This is a genomic window from Filibacter tadaridae (genome assembly GCF_900609045.1).
Lineage (GTDB): Bacteria > Bacillota > Bacilli > Bacillales_A > Planococcaceae > Sporosarcina > Sporosarcina tadaridae.
Window position 1 is genome coordinate 489,220 of sequence record NZ_UXAV01000042.1, and the last position, 21,095, is coordinate 510,314.

A 21,095-nucleotide genomic window follows, 5' to 3' on the forward strand; every position below is an offset into this window, starting at 1 on the left:
CTATTGGGAATCACTATAGTTAACCTGTCTCTCCATAATTATCTTCGAGTCGCGTGTAATCTTATATGCACCATGCTGTCCTTCCTCGAGTTCAATTGGTATACGGTACACTTTATCTTCCGTAATCGTGAATTCATCGATATAATCGGCCATTGTATTCTTTTTATCTTGGACATAAATTCGAATCGTTTGCGGTATTGGGGCTAGATCTGGTTGTTCCCAGTATCCATTTTCATCGTCATCGTCAGGATTAGGATTAGGATTAGGTTCAATCACTTCTTGCGGTTCGTATTTGATTGTTACTGTTTGAATCAGGAGTTTCACTGGCTTTTCTTCTTTGCCTTTGGAAAGTACAACTTTGACTTTTCCACCTTTCACTAATTCAGCACCTGCTTTTGGCTCTTGGGAAATGACATGATTTTCAGGTACATTTTCTGAATATGCCTTCTTCGCAAACGTAATATCAAATCCCGAAGTTTCCGCATACTCTTTTACCTCATCCTCGCTATACCCCGAAAGGTTGCCAAGAATACGTACATCGCGTCCTTTACTAACTGTGAATAGTAGATCCGTTTCGCCAGGAATCACTTCCGTTCCGGGTTCAGGATCTTGTTTGAGAATTGTCCCGGCTGCTTCATCGGAGAAGATTTTATTAGGTTTAATGGACTTGAATCCAAAACTATCCAAAAAACCTGTAACTTGAGTATAATCGCGGTTGGTGTAATCCGCCATTTCCGTGGTTTCTTTTCCGGTACTGACGTAAAGTATTACGGATGAGCCAACTTCCCTTTTCTTTCCTGCCTCCGGAATTGTTCGAATGATTTCTCCCAATTCGTATTCATCCGAGGGTTGTTCTGTCCGTTCCTTCACTTTAAATCCTATCTCTTCTAATTCACTTATCGCTTCAGTCTCTTCCATTCCTATAACGTTCGGAATTTCTGCTTTTTTTGGACCTAAAAAAGATGGCATCAGTAAAAACATAAGGAAAAGGATGACGACGCCGGCAATAACGCCTGTGATAATCGGCCATTTTTTTCGTTTCTTAACTGGGACCGGAGCAGGAGGCATATCGGGTACAATTGGTATAATCTTTTTAGTAGAGTCTATTTCATCAAACTTAAATGGTTCTGTTACAACTGGTATAGCACGCGTCCGATCATCATCAAAGGGAACGGTAAATCGACTTTCACGTGCTCGTTCAGGCGTTAAAACCGTCAATAAATCATCATACATTTCATCGGCAGATTGGTAACGATAATTTGGATCTTTCGTAGTCGCTTTCAAAATGACATTTTCGACACTTTGCGGAATCGAAGGAATAAATGCTTTTATGGATGGTATTTCCTCTTGTAAGTGTTTCAACGCAATAGCAACTGCAGTTTCCGCTGAAAATGGCAGTTGTCCTGTCAATAATTCATAAAATACAATTCCTAAAGAATAAATATCCGATTTCTTGGTCGCCATTCCACCGCGTGCTTGTTCGGGCGACAAATAATGTACTGTCCCGATAATCGAATTCGTTTTTGTATGATCCGATGAATTAAGTGCCATTGCAATGCCAAAATCAGTGATTTTCACGTCGCCCGCTGAATCCATCAAGATGTTTTGCGGCTTGATATCACGATGGATAATTCCATTATGATGGGCATTTGAGATGGCAGATACAAGTTGCTGCATAATCGGTAACGCCTTTTCGGGTGATAAAGGCCCATTTGTATGGATGAATTTCTTAAGTGTTTGTCCTTCGATATACTCCATTACCAAGTACAGGGTCTCTGCTTCTTCACCGACATCGAATATATCGACAATATGAGGATGCGTCAGACTTGTTGCGGAGAGTGCTTCCCTTTGAAATCGTCTTTTTAAATTTTCTTCGTTCGCAAAATCATAATTAAGAACTTTGACAGCTACATCTCGGTTTAAAATGACATCATGCGCAAGATACACCTTTGACATACCGCCATCCCCTATATTTCCAAGGATTTCATAGCGTCCGCCAATGCGTTTTCCAATCATGGAAGATTCACCTCCGAACCAGCCGGCTCGATTAAAATAACAGAAATATTATCTTCCCCACCCAGTCCATTTGCCAAGTCAACGAGGGATTTCGCCTTTTCGGAAAGCGTTGCTGTGGATTTCACAATATCTTCGATTAATGGATTGTCAACTTTATTGCTAAGCCCGTCCGTACAAATAAGTAAAATCATACCTTCTTTAAAACTTATTGAATAAAAGTCCGGTTCGATTAACTTTTCAGAACCCACTGCTTTCATAATCCAATTCCGCTTAGGATGAACAGCGGCTTCCTCTTCAGTAATCTCTCCACTTTCAAGAAGAACATTGACAAAGGAGTGGTCTTTTGTCACTTGTTTCATCCCATCTTCACATATCGTGTATACACGACTGTCGCCGATGTGGGATATCATACACGAAGTTCCTTGTATTAATGCAGCGTCAAGTGTCGTACCCATCCCTTTATACTCTTCGTTTTCAGTTGCAAGATCGTACAATAATTTGTTGACATGGACAATGGATTCTTTTAGCCATTTCGCACAATCCTCGGACCTGACCAACTGCGATTGATCGATTTCCATGAATCGCTCCCCAAGAACTTTCACAGCTGTAGAACTTGCAAAATCGCCTCCATTATGACCTCCCATACCATCTGCAATTACTGCAAGAGTTGTTCCGTCCGGAAGTGTGTAAACTGCTGCGCTATCTTCGTTGACTGTCCTCTTTTTCCCAATATCCGTTAAGACTTCAAATTGCAACGTCGATCCCCCCTATTAGCTTATTACATTTTTTTCTTCCGGAATGCGGTTACGAAGAAGCCGTCACTTCCAAAATGCTGTGGAAGCACTTGAAGCATATCGTCTTTTATCACCAATTTCTCGTTATCCAACCGCTTCATTAAAGAAACTTTCTCCATATCAGTATGTCGCTCAAGGAAACGCTCCACTATATGTCGGTTTTCTGCGGACTCCACTGTACATGTACTATATACAATGATTCCTTCGGGTTTGATCAATTCCCGTGCTGTGGCCAGTAGATCAGATTGAATGGTTACCAATCCATCGAAATCCAATTCTGTCTTGTTGTATTTAATCTCAGGTTTTCTTCGGATTACACCAAGACCGCTACAAGGAGCGTCTACTAGAATACGGTCAAATGAAGCCTGTTCATAAAGTTCAAGTAGCTTTCGGCTGTCTCCACTTTTCGAGGTGATTGAAGATAGACCTAAGCGATTTGCATTTGCCTCTATAAGCGCCATTTTATGTTCATGGATGTCATGAGCTAACACCTGACCCTTATCATTCATCTGTTCAGCGATAAACGTCGTTTTCCCGCCTGGAGCCGCGCACATATCAAGGACTTTCATACCTGGTTTTACATCAAGGGCTAGTACAGGTAGCATTGAACTTTCATCCTGTATCGTGATAAACCCTTTCTTGTATGCTTCTGTCGCCGCTGGATTACCGGACAACGAAATCACGCATTCTGGAACAACTTCACCTTGACGGACATCGATGCCTTCTGATTCCAACATTGAAATTGCTTCAGTCATCGTTGTTTTCGTAAGATTAACCCGTAAAGTCATAGGGGCCGGGTTATTATTTTCGTGAGCCATAGCGGTTGCTTCTTCTTCACCATACTCTTCAACCCATCTTGAAATAAGCCATTCAGGATGGCTTGTCTCTATTGCAGTTTTCGCAATACCATCTTCCAACTCTTCAAGCGAGCGCACACCTTTACGCAAAACTGAACGAAGAATACCATTCACAGTGGGCGCAATTCGCTTGTGGCCCCGTCGTTTCGCAATTTCAACTGCTTCATGTACGACCGCATGTGGAGGAATTTTCGTCAAATAAACGATTTGATAAACGGACATTCGTAACAGTTCCCGTACCCATTTGTCCAATTTACCTCTGACAAACGGCTCTAGATAATAATCGAGCGTCATCCGATGTTGAAGTGTGCCATATGTCAATTCAGTCAAAAGTCCTCTGTCTTTTGCTTCGATCCCATAATTTTGTATCGTACGGTGAAGCAACAAATTACTATATGCTTGGTTGTTGTTCACTTCCATTAAAATTGATAGTGCCGCATCTCGAACATTTCCATTCCATATTTTCTTTTTAGGTCTATTCATTCAAACCGGTCCCCTTTAGTCCATTTAGATCCGATTCCTCGAATAAATACGTCTGCAGCCATTCGTTTCTTTCCTGCCGGTTGTAAATCCGTTATCGCTACTGCAACGTTATCTCCTGTTTTTACAATAATGCGTTCTTGTTCAATCGCAATGATTTCCCCGGGTTCTGCTTCTGTATGTAAGTCAATCATTTCACTCCACCAAATCTTCACGTTCTCTCCTTGGAAAACAGTGTACGCCACAGGCCACGGATGCAATCCACGGATTTTATCGTAAATCGCTTTACCATTTTCAGACCAGTCGATACGTTCTTGTTCGCGTGAAATATTGCGTGCAAACGTCACAAGCGATTCATCTTGGATAATTCGCTTATTCGTTCCGTCTAGAATGGAAGGAAGTGTTTCTTTCAACAACATTGTGCCTGCCTCAGAAAGTGCATCGAACATAGTACCCGTATGATCCTTTTCAGTGATTGGCACAATTACTTGTGAAATAATATCACCTGCATCCAGTTTTTCAACCATATACATAATTGTAACACCCGTTTCTGTCTCGCCATCCATAATGGCTTGGTGAATAGGAGCACCTCCACGGTATTTCGGTAATAAAGAAGCATGTACATTAATGCTGCCAAGGCGTGGTGCATCGAGCAGTTCTTTCGGTAAAATCTGTCCGAATGCCGCTGTCACTACTAAATCTGGTTTAAGCGCAATAATTTCAGCCAGTTCTGTGGAGCCTTTCAACTTTTCCGGCTGGATAACTTTTAATCCTAGACGAAGTGCTTCCTCTTTAACGGGCGTGGGCGTTAACACACGCTTTCGTCCAACCGGTCTGTCGGGCTGCGTAACAACTGCAGCAATCGTATGTCCTTCTTCGTGAAGCATTGTCAAAACAGGCGCTGAAAATGCAGGAGTTCCCATGAATACAATTGTTGTCATTTCACTTCCCCCTCCTTAGATTCCACTGACGTTTCTACTTCAAATTCCGATGGATCTACAATACGAATGATTTTCGAGTCAAACAGCACACCGTTTAGATGATCAATCTCATGAATAATAGCTCTCGCCTCATAATCTTCTGCTTCCAGTTCGTAGAGAGATCCGTCACGTTCTTGCGCTTCCACACGGACGAAGAAAGGTCTTTCCACTTCGCCATATAATCCTGGAAAGCTAAGGCAACCTTCCACTTCAACTTCCGAACCGCCAATTGCCGTAATGACAGGATTCACCAATTCGATGACCTCTTGTCCTTCACCCATATCGACAATCGCTACTTGAACCGATTCTCCTATTTGTGGAGCTGCAAGTCCAATTCCGTCTGCAGCAATCATTGTATCGTGCATATCATCTAGAAGTTTTGCGAGTTTCCGGTCGAATTTTACGACCGTTTCACATTTCTTTTTAAGTATGGGTGATGGGTGTTCCACTATTTTGCGTACTGCCAATTCAATTCCTCTTTTCTTAGCTTTCAATAAATGGACACTGGTTCAACATCGACAGACATTGTCAGACCCGATTTAATCCAGTCCGTCCGGTAATATTTAATAAGTTGTTGCAATGTTTCGGTCAACTTCGGTTCTTTTTTATATTTTATCAAACATTGGTAACGATATCTATTGTTCACACGGCTAATTGCTGCGGCAGTCGGTCCAATAATAACCGTATCTGGTGAAAGATTATCTTTTAAATAGCGTGAACCCTTTTCCGCAAAATCAGCAACTTTCAATAAATCTTCGTGAGTAAACTGAATAAGCGTTACAAAATAAAAAGGCGGATAGCCATATTGTTTTCTTGCCATCATTTCGTGAGTATAGAACGGTTCATAATGCTGTGCCTTAGATAGTTCAATCGCGTAATGTTCGGGAGAATATGTCTGGATGAATACTTCTCCAGGTAAGTCATGCCTGCCCGCTCGTCCACTCACTTGTGTCATCAGTTGAAATGTCTTTTCCGCTGCACGGAAATCGGCGAGATGCAGTGTTGTATCCGCGGCCAAAACACCGACAAGTGTAATATTCGGGAAGTCCAACCCTTTTGCAATCATTTGCGTGCCAAGTAAGATGTCCGCTTTCCCTTCACTGAACTGCCTTAGTAAACGTTCATGTGCACCCTTTTGCCGCGTTGTATCGACATCCATTCGGATAACACGGGCTTCGGGAAACAATTTCGCGATTTCTTCTTCCGCTTTTTGCGTACCCGTACCAAAAAAACGGATATGTTCACTTTCACATTCGGGGCAAACAAGCGGTACTTGCTCCTCATGACCACAATAATGGCACTTCAGCCTTTCGTGCGCCCGGTGGTATGTCAACGAAATATCACAGTTCGGACATTCAACTACTGTTCCGCAATCCCGGCAAAGCACAAATGAGGAAAATCCGCGCTTATTAAGGAATAAAACAGATTGCTCTTTTCTTTCCATTCGTTGCCTTATAGCATCTGCAAGTTGCACGGAAAACATAGATCGGTTACCCGTCTTTAGTTCTTCACGCATATCCACGACTGTAACAGCTGGCAATTCCTGATTCTTTGCACGTTTCGTCATCGTAAGTAATGTATAAACGCCTTTGGACGCCCTGGCATATGACTCCAGTGAAGGAGTTGCACTGCCGAGAATGACAGGACAACCATAATGTTCGGAACGCTTAATCGCGACATCCCTGGCATGGTAACGCGGCGTATCTTCCTGTTTATAGGTCGATTCATGCTCTTCATCGAGAATAATAATGCCGATATTTTGAAAAGGGGCAAATACTGCTGACCGTGCTCCTACAACAACTGACACTTCACCTCGATGAATTTTTCGCCATTCATCATATTTTTCTCCAGCTGATAGCCCGCTATGCATGACAGCAACAAGGGGACCAAAACGCTCCTTGAAACGCGCTGTCATTTGCGGTGTCAACGAAATCTCAGGCACGAGTACTATCGCTTCTTTACCCTTATCTAGAACATGCTTGATAGTACGTAGATACACTTCCGTTTTACCGCTCCCGGTCACGCCATGGATGAGGAATGTCTCTGCCTTTCCACTATCCGCAGAGGCTGCCAGTTTATCGAGTGCTACTTGCTGTTCAGTTGTTGGCACTTCCGGTATTGCAACGTCTTTTAACATCGGCGCATCCGGCTCACGATACATTTCAGCAAATTCTTCAACCGCAGCTCCTTTTTCAATGATAGCTTTCAAAACAGTCGATTGGATGCCTGTCTGTTCCATTACCGTTTTAGCGCCTAACGTTTCTTCTGCATGTCGTATCATCCATTGCACTAACTCAATCTGCTTTTTTGCATTGGATTGAATGGCGCTAAGTACCTCTTGTAACTTCTCATGACTCGCTATCCGGATCATGCGGATTTTTTTCACGGCGGTATGTTGACCTACCTTCGTATCTACAGCGATAATCCCTTGTCCCACGTACTTTTTCACTGTTTTCATGAGACTTGAGGAATCCACTTCCTTTAGTGGTACCCGTTTGCGGCCTGCAAGAAAATGAATGAAGTCGGCATCAAGAAGCTGTTCAGGCTCAGTAACAACGATGAACTTCTCATATTTCGCACGTAATGCAGCTGGCAACATGACTTGCAGCGCGTCAATTTCATAAGAAAGCGTATGGTTGGCTAGCCAGCGGGATAAGTCAAGTAATTCACCGGAAATCACAGGTTCCAAATCGATTAACTCATGTATCGGTTTCAATTTTTTCGGATTAAGTGCACTTTCTTGTTTCAATCCCGTCACATAGCCAAGTACTTTCCTCGGACCGAATGGTACTTTGACCCGTGCCCCTGCTTCAATTACCGATTCAAGCGCTTCAGGGACGAGGTAATCGAATGGTCGATCAATTGGATAGGCGGATACATCTACAATAATCTCAGCGATCATTTATACGTTCGCTTTCTTCTTGAATGATTGACTTCAAAAGCATAAAAGCCAGTTCTTTTTTAGGCATTGCATGAAATGGCTGATGAGTTCCATTTTTCGATAGAAGCGTCACAACATTTGTCTCTTTTCCGAATCCTGCATCTGGATCCATCACATCATTAACAATAATATAATCCAAATTTTTCTTCTCGATTTTACCAGCACCGTACCCGACTGCATTCGTTGTTTCTGCTGCAAAACCGATAAGTAATTGATGTGTTTTCTTTTCGCCCAGCGTTTTTAATATATCCGTTGTCCGTTCAAGTTCAATTACCGAATCGCCAGTCTGTTTCTTCATTTTTTGTGGGTGAATTTCTTTTGGACGGTAGTCAGCCACAGCGGCCGATTTGATGATGATATCAGCATCATCGAAATGCGCAAGAACTGCTTCGTACATATCAGCAGCACTTTCCACATCGATAACTGTTAGTCCACTTGGCTTGTCTAATCCGACCGGCCCTGAAATAAGAATTGTTTCTGCACCAAGTGAAGTAGCCGCTTCGGCCATGGCGTAACCCATTTTGCCGCTTGAGAAGTTCGAAACATATCGAACAGGGTCAATTCGTTCACGCGTCGGTCCCGCAGTGACAATTACTTTTTTCCCCTCCAGCGGAAGTTGCTTAACTGAAAAGAAACGATCCATTATCAACTGGACAATTTTTTCCGGCTCTTCAAGACGCCCTTTTCCAACATACCCGCATGCAAGAAAACCTTCGGACGGTTCGATGAATCGATAGCCATCTTCATGTAATGCCGCAATATTTCGTATGACCGCTTTATTTTCATACATATGAACGTTCATTGCAGGTGCTATCCACACTTCTGTCGTTGTAGCGAGAAGTGTTGTTGTCACCATATCGTCCGCAATGCCATTCGCAAGTTTTCCGATAACATTTGCGGTAGCTGGCGCAACAACAATCAGATCTGCCCAATCAGCTAAATCGATGTGCGCTATAACGCGCGAATCCTTTTCATCGAATGTATCAAAGTAGACATCGTTTCGTGACATTGCTTGAAATGTTAAAGGGGTGACAAACTCCATTGCAGATTTAGTCATGATGACTCTTACTTCTGCCCCACTTTGAGCTAGCTTGCTGACGAGTGCAACGGCTTTATAGACGGCAATTCCCCCGGTTACACATAGAAGTATTTTTTTTGTCGGCAACACAAAAATCTTCCTTTCTAAAATGACAAACTCCCTAAGAAAAACCTATTTCTAAGGGAGTATCACGTTTTTATTATTTAATAGCCAGTTAATGATTCCATTGAATACCGCTTCGGCGCTTCGCGGATGCCTCCCGTGATAGGCGCCTTCGCTAGTTCCAGATAAAAGTTCTTTCCTTCAACTTTTTTAGAACTAAAGCTTAAAAAAGTTAGGCGCTGTCGCTTTTCTTTATGTCCAGCTCCAGCGCCTAGCCCCTCGAGTCGCTTCAGAACTAACGGTAAAGGCAAAGGACGCCTTTTCCGTTAGTCCCTCCAGCGCTTGTCGTGGCTACATAGGCGCTGTCGCTTTTCTTTATACTTCGTCTTCGTAGATGATTGAGTCGTCTGTTTTTTGTTTCGTTAGTACGCCGGCAGCGACTTCTTCAAGTGCCTTCCCTACGTTTTTGTGTGATGTGTATGAAGAAAGTGCGTGATCGTTTTGTTCTTGCATTTCACGTGCACGTTTTGAAGCGATTGTGACGAGTGTGTATTTAGAGTCAATCTTGTCTTTCAATGAATCGATTGATGGATTTAACATTGTCTATTCCCCTTTTAGCATATTTAAGTATCTTTTTTCCACACGTTCCCGGCGGCAATGTTCTGCCGTAACGATTGCATTGATACGGTCGCACGCATCATTTACTTCATCATTTTCAACAACATAATCATATAAGTTCATCATTTCAAGCTCTTCGCGTGCTTTTAAGATGCGTGATGAGATGACATCCGCTTTTTCCGTTCCTCTGCCGATTAGTCTATCTTCTAATTCGGATAAACTTGGTGGAGCAAGGAATATGAATAGTCCGTCTGGAACTTTCGAGCGGACTTGAGCTGCGCCGACAACTTCGATTTCCAAGAATACATCTCTGCCCGCGTCGAGCGTTGCATTGACGTAGTCAAGTGGTGTTCCATAATAATTTCCGACGTACTCGGCGTATTCCAACAATCTACCTTCTTCAATCAACTCTTCAAATGCATCTCGTGATTTGAAGAAATAATCGGTTCCATCCACTTCACCTTCACGTGGACTTCTCGTTGTCATGGATATAGAGTATTCATAATTCGTATCAGGTTGTGTAAATAATTCTTTCCTAACTGTCCCTTTACCGACTCCGGATGGACCGGAGAGGACAATTAAAAGCCCACGTTGTTTATACATTTGATCCCTCTTCTTATCGTAACTGAATTTCCATGGAGCAATGGTGTCAATCGGACGGCTCCAAACTGTTTATAAAAAAACAACTTGTTCGTATTATACCATATTTCATTCAGAGAGTGCTAAAATGGGACAAAACGATTTGAAAGAGGAATTACTTATGGCATTTGATGGTTTATTCACAACGGCGATGGTAGAGGAGCTGCAAGTTCTGAAAAACGGACGCATTTCCAAAATTCATCAGCCGAACGCACAGGAAGTTGTATTTCTTATTCGAGCAGACGGCAAAAACCAAAAATTATTGCTATCTATTCATCCCTCGTACTCCCGAATTCAATTGACAGAAGAAGCAATTACCAATCCTTCCGAGCCGCCAATGTTTTGCATGGTATTGCGCAAACATTTGGAGGGCGGCACGATTACTGCGATTGAACAATATGGTATGGATCGGATTATCATGTTGGATATTCAAGCAAAAAATGAAATCGGTGATGATATCAGTCGCAGATTGTATGTTGAAATAATGGGACGACATAGTAATCTATTGCTTGTCGACCCAGATCGCAATCTTATAATCGATAGCATGAAACATTTACCGCCTTCTGTGAACAGTTACCGTACAGTGATGCCGGGGCAACCTTTCATACCTGCTCCGCCACAAGACAAAACCAATCCATTTTCCATGACTGAAGAGGCTTTCCTCGGACTGTACCCACAGTTGGAAAGTGTCCACGATGTTGTAGGAACATTAACCGGTTTTTCACCGATCACTGCGCGGGAACTTTTGTATCGGCTTCAAGATGTCTCTGCAGATGAATCATTTGCGGTATTTACGACATTCCTTTCCGCATTCAAAAGGGTTGGCAGCGTGCCGAACATTTCAGAGATTAATTCGAAAACCGTATTCTCTGCAACCGCACTTCATCATGCAGATAAAACAATCGTCGAATACGACTTGCTTGGAAAACTGTTGGATAAAGTATACTTTGCCCGCGCCGAACGGGAACGCGTGAAATCGCAAGCAGCAGACCTTGAACGTTGGCTCGACAATGAAATCGCTAAACTCAATCTGAAGATGAAAAAACTTATAAAAGAGCGCGAAGCAGCGGGCAAACTTGATACGTTCAGATTGTACGGTGAATTACTTACCGCAAATAGCTATGCGATCCAAAAAGGCGCAAAGGAAGCAGTTGTCGACAATTATTACGAAGAAGGTACGACAGTGACGATTCCACTAGATGCACGTAAATCACCAAATGACAATGCGCAACGTTATTATTCGCGCTATGCAAAAGCGAAAACGGCATTAATCATGATTGCGGAACAGCTTGAAAAAGCGGTCGAGGATATCGCATACTTTGAAATGGTGAAACAACAGGTACTTCAAGCTTCCCCCGAAGACATCACAGAAATACGTGAAGAACTTGCGGAATTAGGCTTTTTAAAAGCTCGAAAATCAAAAAAGAAAATCAAACCGAAAAAACCGAAACCAGAATCATATCTGTCTTCGACGGGCGTAAAGATTTCAGTAGGTAAGAATAATAAGCAAAACGATTATTTAACATTCAAGCTTGCCGCACGAGATGAAACATGGCTTCATACAAAAGATATTCCAGGCTCACACGTCGTTATCCATGACGCGAAGCCGGATGAAGCAACTATCCAGGAAGCCGCAGTTCTCTCTGCTTATTTCAGCAAAGCACGCGGATCGTCTTCCGTACCGGTCGATTACACTCAAGTCCGGCATGTGAAAAAGCCAAACGGTTCAAAACCCGGTTTTGTTATCTATTTTGAGCAAAAGACATTACTTGTTACACCTGACGAGGATATTGTGAGAAGTTTAAAGAAATGAAGAAAAGCGATTCCACCAGGATTGATTCTGTGGAATCGCTTTTTAGCACATCAATATATATCGTCGGAAATTCAACGGACATTATTTTAGTATATATGGTGACGTAAAGAGTCCTTCTAACACCGCTTGGGGTGCCTACGCTGGAGATTAAATAGAATCGTTTGTTCAACTTACCTAGATAAAGAAAATGATGAACTGCCAAAGCAGCCCATCATTTTCTTTATCTATTATAGTAAACCTGCTTTTAACTTGCCATGCCACTCTTGTAAGTTCCCAATCGACTGTTCGCTGATTGCACCATTTTCAGTTGCAACTTCTGTTAGCGCTCCGAAATCAGTTAGGCTATTATACGTCAGTCCCACCGATTCAAATGCGTTATCGGCACTTTGGAGCTCATATGTAAAGATTGAAACGACCCCTGTCACTTCAACGCCCTCAGAACGTAGCGCCTCGGCTGCATTTAAACTGCTTCCACCTGTTGATATCAAGTCTTCAACGATGATTGCTTTGTCCGTATCAAGAACCTTTCCTTCAATCTGGCGGCTGCGGCCATGTCCTTTCGCTTTCGAACGGATATAGACCATCGGCAAATCAAGTATATCTGCAACCCAAGCCGCATGTGGAATACCAGCCGTTGCCGTCCCTGCGATCACTGTTGTTTCCGGATAATTTTCACGGATTAACCGCGCAAGTCCTTGTGCGATTTGTTTCCGTCCAACTGGATCAGACATCGTCAACCGATTATCACAGTAAATCGGTGATTCGATTCCCGATGCCCACGTGAACGGGTCTTCCGGACTTAATGCTACTGCCCCTACATTCAACAAGATTTTAGCGATTTCTTTTTTCTCACTCATCATTTCGTCCCCCTCCAACTTGCATTGATATGCTCGTACGCCGCGCGTGGATCAGCTGCGCCGGTGATTGCCCGTCCAACGACGATATGTGTTGAACCTGCAAGATGTGCTTCTTCCGGTGTCGCAATCCGTTTTTGGTCGTGTGTTCCACTATCTGCAAGCCGAATGCCCGGCGTTACTTTAAGAAATTCGTTTCCGCAAGCCTCTGCGATGACAGCTGATTCATGTACCGAGCAGACGACGCCATCAAGGCCCGAGTTCTTCGTTAGCTTTGCATAATGAAGAACAGATTCTTGTAACGGTACGCTAATCAGTTGTTCTTCTCGTACCTGGTTTTCATCTGTCGACGTCAACTGCGTGACACCGATTAAAGATGGGCGTACAAGCCCCGAGGAAGTCCCTTTGTCGAGCCCTTCGAGCGCCGCCTCCATCATCGTCTTTCCACCCGCTGCATGAACGTTGATGAGATTGATACCAAGTCCCGCAAGCACTTCCATCGAAGATTTCACGGTATTTGGAATATCATGTAATTTTAAATCAAGAAAAATGTCATAACCAAGTTCTTTCAATCGCGCTATTATTGCAGGACCTTCTTTGTAATAGAGCTGCATACCAACCTTAACGTTTACATCTCCTTCAAAAGCTTTTAGAAATGCAAATGTTTTTTCCGCTGAATCAAAATCAAGCGCAATAATCGGGGATGTCTTCATAATCGATGGCTCCTCCCTATCAGTTCAGAAATATGCTTGATACCAAGTTCGTCCAGTTTAGCTGGCAATTCCTCGATAATCGTTGGACAGATGAACGGGTTGACAAAATTGGCTGTTCCTACAGCGACGGCACTTGCCCCCGCAGAAAGGAAGTCAATAACATCCGCCGTTTCGGAAATACCACCCATTCCAATAATCGGAATATTGACGACCTTACTCACCTCGTAAACCATCCGAATTGCGACAGGCTTCACCGCTGGTCCGGATAGCCCACCTGTCCCGTTCGCAATAATCGGTCTGCCTGTCTTTTGATCAAGTCGCATACCGACAAGCGTATTAATCATCGTGATACCGTCCGCTCCGCCAGCCTCGACCGCTTTTGCAATGGCCGTTATATCCGTCACATTAGGAGACAGCTTTACATAAACAGGAACTTGTGAAACAGCTTTTACAGCTTTCGTTAGCTCTTTTGCAATTTCCGGATCCGTACCAAATGTGATTCCACCGCATTTAACGTTCGGACACGATATATTCAACTCAAGAGCCTTAACATTCGGCGCTGCGGACACAGCTTTCGCCACTTCTACATAATCTTCAGTTTCCGTCCCGGCAACGTTTGCAATAATGGGAACATCAAACTGTTTAAGCCAAGGAAGTTCCTCTTCGAGCACCCCTTGCAAACCGGGATTTTGCAAACCGATTGCATTGAGCATTCCCGAAGCTGTTTCTGCGACGCGTGGCGTTGGATTCCCAAGTCTCATTTCAAGCGTCGTTGCTTTGATCATAATTGCGCCTAATACTGACAAATCGTACAAGTTGCCATACTCTTTGCCAAATCCGAAACAGCCGGATGCGGGCATGATTGGATTTTTCAATTGCAAGCCGGGTAATTCAACCGCTAGTCTGTTCATATTGCCACCATCCCTGCTGGAAAGACTGGACCATCGGAGCAAACTTTCACGTATGGCTTGGTCGTTCCCTCTGTTGTTTGACAGACGCATGCGAAACACGCACCAATTCCGCAACCCATCCGTTGTTCAAATGATAGGAATCCTTTTTTACCGACATACAACCTTTGTACTGCGTCAAGCATCGGCATTGGGCCGCAACTGTAGTATGTAGAGAAGTTATCTCCCAGTTCTGCTAGGACTGTCGTTACAAATCCTTTCGTTCCTTGAGAGCCATCAACTGTCACGATATGTGTATCCCCAAGTGCTTTGAATTCATCTTCATAAAAAACGACATCTGACGATTGAAAACCAAGTACATGGATGCATTTTACTCCTTTAGCTGTCAGTTGTTTCGACAATTCGTAAAGAGGAGGTACACCGATGCCGCCGCCGATTAAGATTGCTGTTTCCCCCGATTCTGTTTCTTCAAGAGGAAAACCATTTCCAAGCGGTCCCAGTACATCAACAACGTCACCATCACGTTTTTCTGACAGAATAGTCGTTCCCCGTCCTTCTGCGCGGTATATGATTGTCATTTGTCCAGCTTCCTTGTCCACGGAAGCGATTGAGATCGGTCGTCTTAACAAGGGTTCAAACGAGTCTGCCGTTCGTATGTGAACAAACTGGCCGGGAGACGTAATGTCCCCGACCAATTTCCCAGCTAGTTGCATTTCAAAAATATTTTCAGCAATTCGACTTTGTGCAATGACCGTCATTTGGTCTTGGATGATCATGCAAGTACCCCCTGTTTCGTCATTTCCTCCGTCTGGAACGTCATCGATTCAATAACACGGAGCATCGCGTCTGCTGTATCCAGGGAAGTGAAACATGGAACGCCATTTTCGACTGATTCACGTCGGATTCTGAAGCCATCACGTTCAGGCTGTTTTCCTTTTGTCAGTGTATTGATGACGACTTGTGCATCCCCTTTTTGGATGACGTCTAGCAGTGTCGGACCTTCAGAACCGATTTTATCGACCACTTTCACACGAATCCCAGCTTCTTTAAGCACTTTTGCTGTCCCTGTTGTCGCTAAAATACGATAGCCGATATTGGTAAACCGTTCAGCAATGCCGACAACTTCGTCTTTGTCTTTATCTGATACGGTCATTAAAACGGAACCATATTCTTTAATTTCCATTCCAGATGCTACGAGACCTTTGTATAGCGCTTTTTCAAGTGTTGTATCTTTCCCCATCACTTCACCTGTCGACTTCATCTCAGGTCCAAGTGTGATGTCGACACGACGAAGTTTAGCGAATGAAAACACTGGTACTTTTACATAGACACCACCTGGTGCAGGAGCAAGTCCTGTGCCATAGCCTTGATCAGTAATCGAATGACCAAGAATCGCCTTCGTTGCAATGTTCGCCATCGGTAGATTCGTAATTTTGCTTAAGAACGGTACTGTTCGGCTTGAACGCGGATTCACTTCTATGACATACACTTGGCCTTCTGAAATGACATATTGGATATTCAGTAATCCGATAATGCCTAGCCCTTTTGCAAGTCGGGTCGTATAATCTGTAATTGTGGAAATTTGACTTTCGGACAAGTTTTGCGGCGGATAAACAGCGATTGAGTCTCCTGAGTGAACACCCGCACGTTCGATATGTTCCATTATGCCCGGGATTAAGACATTCTCCCCGTCACAAATGGCGTCTACTTCAATTTCAGTACCTGTCAAATAACGATCGACGAGAACGGGATGATCCGGACTTGCCTCAACCGCGTGTTCCATATAGTAAAGTAACTCTTCTTCAAGGTAGACGATTTCCATTGCGCGACCTCCCAGTACATAAGAAGGTCGTACAAGTACGGGGTAACCAATTTGATTGGCAATGGCTACGGCTTCTGGCGCAGACACGGCCGTTTTCCCAAGTGGCTGCGGAATGCCAATCTCACGTAACGCCTTTTCAAACTTGTTGCGGTTTTCTGCACGGTCTATATCTGCAAGAGAAGTCCCCAAAATCTTAACGCCGCGCGCTTCCAATTCCTCTGCCAAATTAATCGCTGTTTGGCCGCCGAATTGGACGACAACTCCTTCTGGTTGTTCTAAATCGATAATCGCCATAACATCTTCGATTGTTAGTGGTTCAAAATATAGTTTGTCTGAGATGGAGAAATCCGTCGAGACCGTTTCAGGATTGTTGTTAACAATAATCGCTTCGTAACCAGCTTCTTGAATCGCCCACACTGAATGCACGGTCGCATAGTCAAACTCGACACCTTGCCCGATTCGTATAGGACCTGAGCCAAGAACAACAACGCTTTTCTTATCCGATTTCACAGACTCATTTTCATCTTCATACGTTCCATAAAAGTACGGTGTATCCGACTCGAATTCCCCTGCGCAGGTATCGACTTTTTTATAAACCGGGATAAGCCCTTGCTCTTTGCGCCAATCATAGACAGCGCGTTCATCCGTATTCCATAGCGTCGCAACAGTTACGTCCGAAAAGCCCATTCGTTTTGCCGTACGAAGTGTTTCAAAGTCGAACGGATTCGCTTGCACCACTTGTTCGTACTGCACAATCTTTTCAAACTTTCTGAGGAAAAAGACATCAATCTGACTCCACTCATTAATGGTTGTTACACTTACTCCTCTGCGGAACGCTTCGCCGATGAAGAATAATCGTTCATCTCCGGCACGTCTAATCCGTTTCTCAATCCATTCGTCAGTCATTTCGTTACCGTTTTTGAGTGATAATCCAAATTGACCTGTTTCAAGTGAGCGTACCGCTTTCATGATGGATTCTTCGAATGTGCGCCCCATCGCCATCACTTCGCCTGTCGCTTTCATCTGTGTGCCGAGATTCCGTTTGGCAGACTCGAATTTGTCGAAAGGCCAGCGTGGAATTTTCGTAACGATATAATCGAGTGTCGGTTCGAAACAAGCATAGGTATTTCCCGTTACTGGATTCATCATTTCATCCAACGTTAAACCAACGGCGATTTTCGCTGCGAGTTTCGCAATCGGATAGCCTGTCGCTTTTGAAGCTAAAGCAGACGATCTACTCACACGTGGATTCACTTCGATAATGTAGTAGTTGAAACTATGCGGGTCTAAAGCGAGTTGGACGTTACAACCGCCTTCGATTTTGAGCGCTCGGATAATTTTCAAAGAGACGTTGCGGAGCATCTGGCTTTCTCGGTCAGACATTGTCTGACACGGTGCTGCAACAATGGAATCGCCTGTATGGATTCCAACTGCATCAACGTTTTCCATGTTACAGACAACGATGGCGTTATCTGCAGAATCCCGCATGACTTCGTATTCAATTTCCTTGTAGCCTGCAATCGATTTTTCCAATAGACATTGCGTGACAGGGCTATATTTCAGACCGCTCGCTACGATTTCTTCAAGATCTTCATCGTTGTGGCAAATACCGCCCCCTGTACCGCCCATTGTAAATGCAGGTCGTACGATTACGGGGTAGCCGATTCTTTCGATAAACGCATACGCCTCTTCAAGGTTGTGGATAATATCACTTTCTGGAACAGGTTCGCCAAGCTCATTCATCAATGTGCGGAATAAATCTCTGTCTTCTCCTTTTTGGATTGCATCTAGCTTCGTTCCGAGGATCTCAATTCCTAGTTCTTCCAGGATACCGGAATCATTTAGTTCAATAGCCATATTCAGTCCCGTTTGTCCACCAAGTGTAGGGAGAAGTGCATCAGGTCGTTCTTTACGAATGATGCGGCTCACAAATTCCAATGTCAATGGTTCGATATATACTCTGTCTGCAATTTCAGTATCCGTCATAATCGTTGCCGGATTTGAATTGATAAGGATGACGCGGTACCCTTCTTCTTTCAATGAAAGACAGGCTTGTGTACCTGCATAGTCAAATTCCGCTGCTTGACCAATGACAATGGGTCCTGATCCGATTACTAAAATAGTTTCAATATCTGTACGTTTAGGCATTGAAATTCCCCTCTCCGTTGCTTGTTTTCATAAGATTTGTAAAGCGGTCGAACAGATGCTTGGAATCTTCAGGTCCTGGCGCGCCTTCCGGATGGAATTGAACAGAAAAGGCTTTGTGGACAGTGCTCTTAATGCCTTCAACTGATTGGTCATTGAGCGCCTTATGGGTCACTTCAAGATTTGTACCTACCAGGGAAGCTTCGTCGACTGCGTAACCGTGACATTGTACAGTTAATTCAGTTCGTCCTGACGTTAGGTCTTTGACAGGAATATTGCCGCCGTTATGACCGACATGCAGTTTTACGATACTTGCTCCGTTCGCTAGGGCAAATAATTGATGGCCAAGCCCTATACCGAATATTGGTGCTTTTCCTACTAATTCTTTAATCGTTTCTACTGCACCTTCAACATCTTCAGGGTTACCCGGTCCATTCGACAAGACAATTCCATCAGGGGACAATGCAAGAATTTCTTTTGTTGTTGTAGTATAAGGGACAACGATTACATCACAATCCCGATTGTTCAGTTCGCGTAAAATACCATGCTTCATGCCGTAATCGATGAGTACCACACGTTCTCCGCGCCCCGGGCTTGGATATGGTTTCTTAGTCGACACACGAGCAACAAGATCTGTTGGCAATGAAAAGGATTCAAGCTCCATCCGTTTCTCTTCAACATTCACTTCTTCATCTGCAGCGGTCAGCATTCCTTTAAGTGAACCTTTCTCCCGCAATAAACGTGTTAGTTTTCGTGTATCAATTCCTTGAATACCTGGAATACCTTTCATCGTTAACAGTTCGCAAAGTGTCATGCCGCTACGGAAATTGGAAGGTTCATCTGATAGTTCACGAACAACAACACCGCTTGTTGTCAGTTCAATCGATTCATAATCATCGCGATTGATGCCGTAGTTTCCGATTAATGGATAAGTCATTACAATAATCTGTCCGCAAGCAGACGGATTCGAAATGGCTTCCTGATAGCCCGTCATGCCCGTAGTAAATACTGTTTCTCCAATTGAAGCCTCATCAGATCCAAATGCAACCCCTTCAAAAATCGTACCGTCTTCTAATATGAGCATCCGTTTTTTCATCATTTTCCATCCTCCCAAATAACTTTTCCGCCAAATATCGTTTTTACAGGCCATCCAGTACACGCCCGGCCATGGAACGGTGTGTTTTTTCCTTTTGAAATGAATGTTGTACGGTCGATTGTCTGCTCTTTCTGCAAGTCAATCAACACAAGATCTGCAACTGCACCGACTTCGATTTTTCCGTATGGTAATCCGAATACATCGGCAGGCTTTTTTGTCATCCAATCGACGAGTTGTTGTAACGTCCATTTACCGCTTTTCACGAAATTCGTGTAAAGTAGCGGGAATGCCGTTTCAAACCCTGTAATGCCGAACGGTGCTTTTTCCATGCCATTCGCTTTTTCTTCCGCTGTATGCGGTGCATGGTCGGTAGCGATAAAGTCCAGTGTTCCATCCAACAAACCTTCGCGAAGTGCCATAAGATCTTCTTGCCCCCGAAGTGGCGGGTTCATCTTCCAATCCGCATCGTCACTCGGAATATCATTTTCGGATAGTAGCAAGTGATGCGGCGTTACTTCAGCAGTAACATGAACGCCTGCTTTTTTTGCATCTCGGATGACGCGGACCGATTCTTTTGTACTAACATGACAAACATGGTAATGCGCGCCAGCAGCTTCAGCCAGTAGAATATCGCGTGTAATATGGACTGATTCCGCAATGGAAGGGATTCCTGGAAGCCCCAGTTCTTTGTTGCGCTTCCCTTCGTGCATTACGCCGCCATAGATGAGTGAGTTATCTTCACAGTGTGCAACAATCGGCATGCCAATCTTCGCTGCATCCTGCATTGCCTCAAACATCATACCCGCTTGTTGAATGCCCACGCCATCGTCTGTAAAGGCGAATGCACCTTGTTCTTTCAATTCTGCAAGATTCGTCCGTTCCTTACCGGCTTCGCGAATCGTTATCGATGCGTATGGCAACACGCGGATTAATGCATTCTTTTCAATCAACCCATTGACGAGTGTTAAATTTTCTTTCGTGTCGGGTACCGGGCGAGTGTTTGGCATCGCACATATTGTCGTATATCCGCCTTTTGCAGCAGAATGTGTACCCGTTTCAATCGTTTCTTTATGTTCGCCGCCTGGCTCGCGAAGATGGACATGGACGTCGATGAAACCTGGTGCTAGAAATAAACTTTTGCCATCGATTACTTCTGCATTTCCCGCCTCCAGATTTGTACCGATTTCCGAAATTGTATCTTCCGTAATTTTTACATCCGTCGTGATAAGCTCCCCATCACTGTTTACCATTTGTACACCTTGAATTATTTTTTCCAAG

Annotated in this window: 17 protein-coding genes; 1 reads left to right on the plus strand and 16 read right to left on the minus strand. The window is 43.9% G+C overall.

The window, feature by feature from the left end; genetic code table 11:
• The 9 genes from pknB to gmk form a co-directional block, all read right to left on the minus strand.
• Positions 1 to 2,016, minus strand: a complete 2,016-nt coding sequence (gene pknB / locus FILTAD_RS11835; RefSeq protein ID WP_124070966.1) for a Stk1 family PASTA domain-containing Ser/Thr kinase — start codon at positions 2,014 to 2,016, stop codon at positions 1 to 3.
• Complete coding sequence (locus FILTAD_RS11840; protein ID WP_124070967.1) at positions 2,013 to 2,771, minus strand: Stp1/IreP family PP2C-type Ser/Thr phosphatase; 759 nt, start codon at positions 2,769 to 2,771, stop codon at positions 2,013 to 2,015. The genes pknB and FILTAD_RS11840 overlap by 4 nt, the downstream gene beginning before the upstream one ends.
• Before the next feature lie 23 nt (positions 2,772 to 2,794).
• Positions 2,795 to 4,150: a 16S rRNA (cytosine(967)-C(5))-methyltransferase RsmB gene (gene rsmB, locus FILTAD_RS11845; protein WP_124070968.1), complete on the minus strand. Its 1,356-nt coding sequence runs from the start codon at positions 4,148 to 4,150 to the stop codon at positions 2,795 to 2,797.
• Positions 4,147 to 5,088 carry a methionyl-tRNA formyltransferase gene (gene fmt, locus FILTAD_RS11850; protein ID WP_124070969.1) on the minus strand — a complete coding sequence of 314 codons (942 nt, stop codon included), beginning with the start codon at positions 5,086 to 5,088 and terminating at the stop codon, positions 4,147 to 4,149. The genes rsmB and fmt overlap by 4 nt, the downstream gene beginning before the upstream one ends.
• Positions 5,085 to 5,594 carry a peptide deformylase gene (gene def, locus FILTAD_RS11855; protein ID WP_124070970.1) on the minus strand — a complete coding sequence of 170 codons (510 nt, stop codon included), beginning with the start codon at positions 5,592 to 5,594 and terminating at the stop codon, positions 5,085 to 5,087. The genes fmt and def overlap by 4 nt, the downstream gene beginning before the upstream one ends.
• 23 nt (positions 5,595 to 5,617) lie before the next feature.
• Positions 5,618 to 8,029, minus strand: coding sequence for a primosomal protein N' (priA, locus tag FILTAD_RS11860; RefSeq protein ID WP_124070971.1), 2,412 nt, complete (start codon positions 8,027 to 8,029; stop codon positions 5,618 to 5,620).
• Positions 8,019 to 9,236, minus strand: a complete 1,218-nt coding sequence (gene coaBC, locus FILTAD_RS11865) for a bifunctional phosphopantothenoylcysteine decarboxylase/phosphopantothenate--cysteine ligase CoaBC (RefSeq protein WP_124070972.1) — start codon at positions 9,234 to 9,236, stop codon at positions 8,019 to 8,021. Before coaBC ends, priA begins: the two co-directional genes overlap by 11 nt.
• A gap of 348 nt (positions 9,237 to 9,584) precedes the next feature.
• The gene (rpoZ, locus tag FILTAD_RS11870; protein ID WP_124070973.1) at positions 9,585 to 9,809 is read right to left on the minus strand and encodes a DNA-directed RNA polymerase subunit omega; all 225 of its coding nucleotides are present in this window, start codon (positions 9,807 to 9,809) and stop codon (positions 9,585 to 9,587) included.
• A gap of 3 nt (positions 9,810 to 9,812) precedes the next feature.
• Positions 9,813 to 10,430, minus strand: coding sequence for a guanylate kinase (gene gmk / locus FILTAD_RS11875; RefSeq protein ID WP_124070974.1), 618 nt, complete (start codon positions 10,428 to 10,430; stop codon positions 9,813 to 9,815).
• Between the two features lie 157 nt (positions 10,431 to 10,587).
• Here gmk and FILTAD_RS11880 point away from each other — a divergent pair, with 157 nt between their 5' ends.
• The gene (locus FILTAD_RS11880; protein WP_124071234.1) at positions 10,588 to 12,279 is read left to right on the plus strand and encodes an Rqc2 family fibronectin-binding protein; all 1,692 of its coding nucleotides are present in this window, start codon (positions 10,588 to 10,590) and stop codon (positions 12,277 to 12,279) included.
• Between the two features lie 227 nt (positions 12,280 to 12,506).
• Here the strand turns inward: FILTAD_RS11880 and pyrE are convergent, their stop codons facing one another.
• From pyrE to FILTAD_RS11915, 7 genes are read right to left on the minus strand one after another with little or no spacing between them, the layout of a single operon-like run.
• Positions 12,507 to 13,136: an orotate phosphoribosyltransferase gene (pyrE, locus tag FILTAD_RS11885; protein WP_124070975.1), complete on the minus strand. Its 630-nt coding sequence runs from the start codon at positions 13,134 to 13,136 to the stop codon at positions 12,507 to 12,509.
• Entirely contained in the window at positions 13,136 to 13,846 is a 711-nt protein-coding gene (gene pyrF, locus FILTAD_RS11890) for an orotidine-5'-phosphate decarboxylase (protein ID WP_124070976.1), read from the minus strand. The genes pyrE and pyrF overlap by 1 nt, the downstream gene beginning before the upstream one ends.
• Complete coding sequence (locus FILTAD_RS11895) at positions 13,843 to 14,757, minus strand: dihydroorotate dehydrogenase (RefSeq protein WP_124070977.1); 915 nt, start codon at positions 14,755 to 14,757, stop codon at positions 13,843 to 13,845. Before FILTAD_RS11895 ends, pyrF begins: the two co-directional genes overlap by 4 nt.
• The gene (locus FILTAD_RS11900; RefSeq protein WP_124070978.1) at positions 14,754 to 15,530 is read right to left on the minus strand and encodes a dihydroorotate dehydrogenase electron transfer subunit; all 777 of its coding nucleotides are present in this window, start codon (positions 15,528 to 15,530) and stop codon (positions 14,754 to 14,756) included. Before FILTAD_RS11900 ends, FILTAD_RS11895 begins: the two co-directional genes overlap by 4 nt.
• Positions 15,527 to 18,724 carry a carbamoyl-phosphate synthase large subunit gene (carB, locus tag FILTAD_RS11905; RefSeq protein ID WP_124070979.1) on the minus strand — a complete coding sequence of 1,066 codons (3,198 nt, stop codon included), beginning with the start codon at positions 18,722 to 18,724 and terminating at the stop codon, positions 15,527 to 15,529. The genes FILTAD_RS11900 and carB overlap by 4 nt, the downstream gene beginning before the upstream one ends.
• Entirely contained in the window at positions 18,717 to 19,817 is a 1,101-nt protein-coding gene (locus FILTAD_RS11910; protein ID WP_124071236.1) for a carbamoyl phosphate synthase small subunit, read from the minus strand. The genes carB and FILTAD_RS11910 overlap by 8 nt, the downstream gene beginning before the upstream one ends.
• Positions 19,817 to 21,094 carry a dihydroorotase gene (locus FILTAD_RS11915; RefSeq protein ID WP_124070980.1) on the minus strand — a complete coding sequence of 426 codons (1,278 nt, stop codon included), beginning with the start codon at positions 21,092 to 21,094 and terminating at the stop codon, positions 19,817 to 19,819. The genes FILTAD_RS11910 and FILTAD_RS11915 overlap by 1 nt, the downstream gene beginning before the upstream one ends.
• Between the last annotated feature and the right edge of the window lies 1 nt (position 21,095).

Bases quoted from the DNA above. Each gene is read 5' to 3' on its own strand.
- pknB (WP_124070966.1), bottom strand. From the start codon at position 2,016: ATGATTGGAAAACGCATTGGCGGACGCTATGAAATCCTTGGAAATATA.
- rsmB (WP_124070968.1), bottom strand. From the start codon at position 4,150: ATGAATAGACCTAAAAAGAAAATATGGAATGGAAATGTTCGAGATGCG.
- fmt (WP_124070969.1), bottom strand. From the start codon at position 5,088: ATGACAACAATTGTATTCATGGGAACTCCTGCATTTTCAGCGCCTGTT.
- priA (WP_124070971.1), bottom strand. From the start codon at position 8,029: ATGATCGCTGAGATTATTGTAGATGTATCCGCCTATCCAATTGATCGA.
- rpoZ (WP_124070973.1), bottom strand. From the start codon at position 9,809: ATGTTAAATCCATCAATCGATTCATTGAAAGACAAGATTGACTCTAAA.
- gmk (WP_124070974.1), bottom strand. From the start codon at position 10,430: ATGTATAAACAACGTGGGCTTTTAATTGTCCTCTCCGGTCCATCCGGA.
- FILTAD_RS11880 (WP_124071234.1), top strand. From the start codon at position 10,588: ATGGCATTTGATGGTTTATTCACAACGGCGATGGTAGAGGAGCTGCAA.
- pyrE (WP_124070975.1), bottom strand. From the start codon at position 13,136: ATGAGTGAGAAAAAAGAAATCGCTAAAATCTTGTTGAATGTAGGGGCA.
- pyrF (WP_124070976.1), bottom strand. From the start codon at position 13,846: ATGAAGACATCCCCGATTATTGCGCTTGATTTTGATTCAGCGGAAAAA.
- FILTAD_RS11895 (WP_124070977.1), bottom strand. From the start codon at position 14,757: ATGAACAGACTAGCGGTTGAATTACCCGGCTTGCAATTGAAAAATCCA.
- FILTAD_RS11900 (WP_124070978.1), bottom strand. From the start codon at position 15,530: ATGATCATCCAAGACCAAATGACGGTCATTGCACAAAGTCGAATTGCT.
- carB (WP_124070979.1), bottom strand. From the start codon at position 18,724: ATGCCTAAACGTACAGATATTGAAACTATTTTAGTAATCGGATCAGGA.
- FILTAD_RS11910 (WP_124071236.1), bottom strand. From the start codon at position 19,817: ATGAAAAAACGGATGCTCATATTAGAAGACGGTACGATTTTTGAAGGG.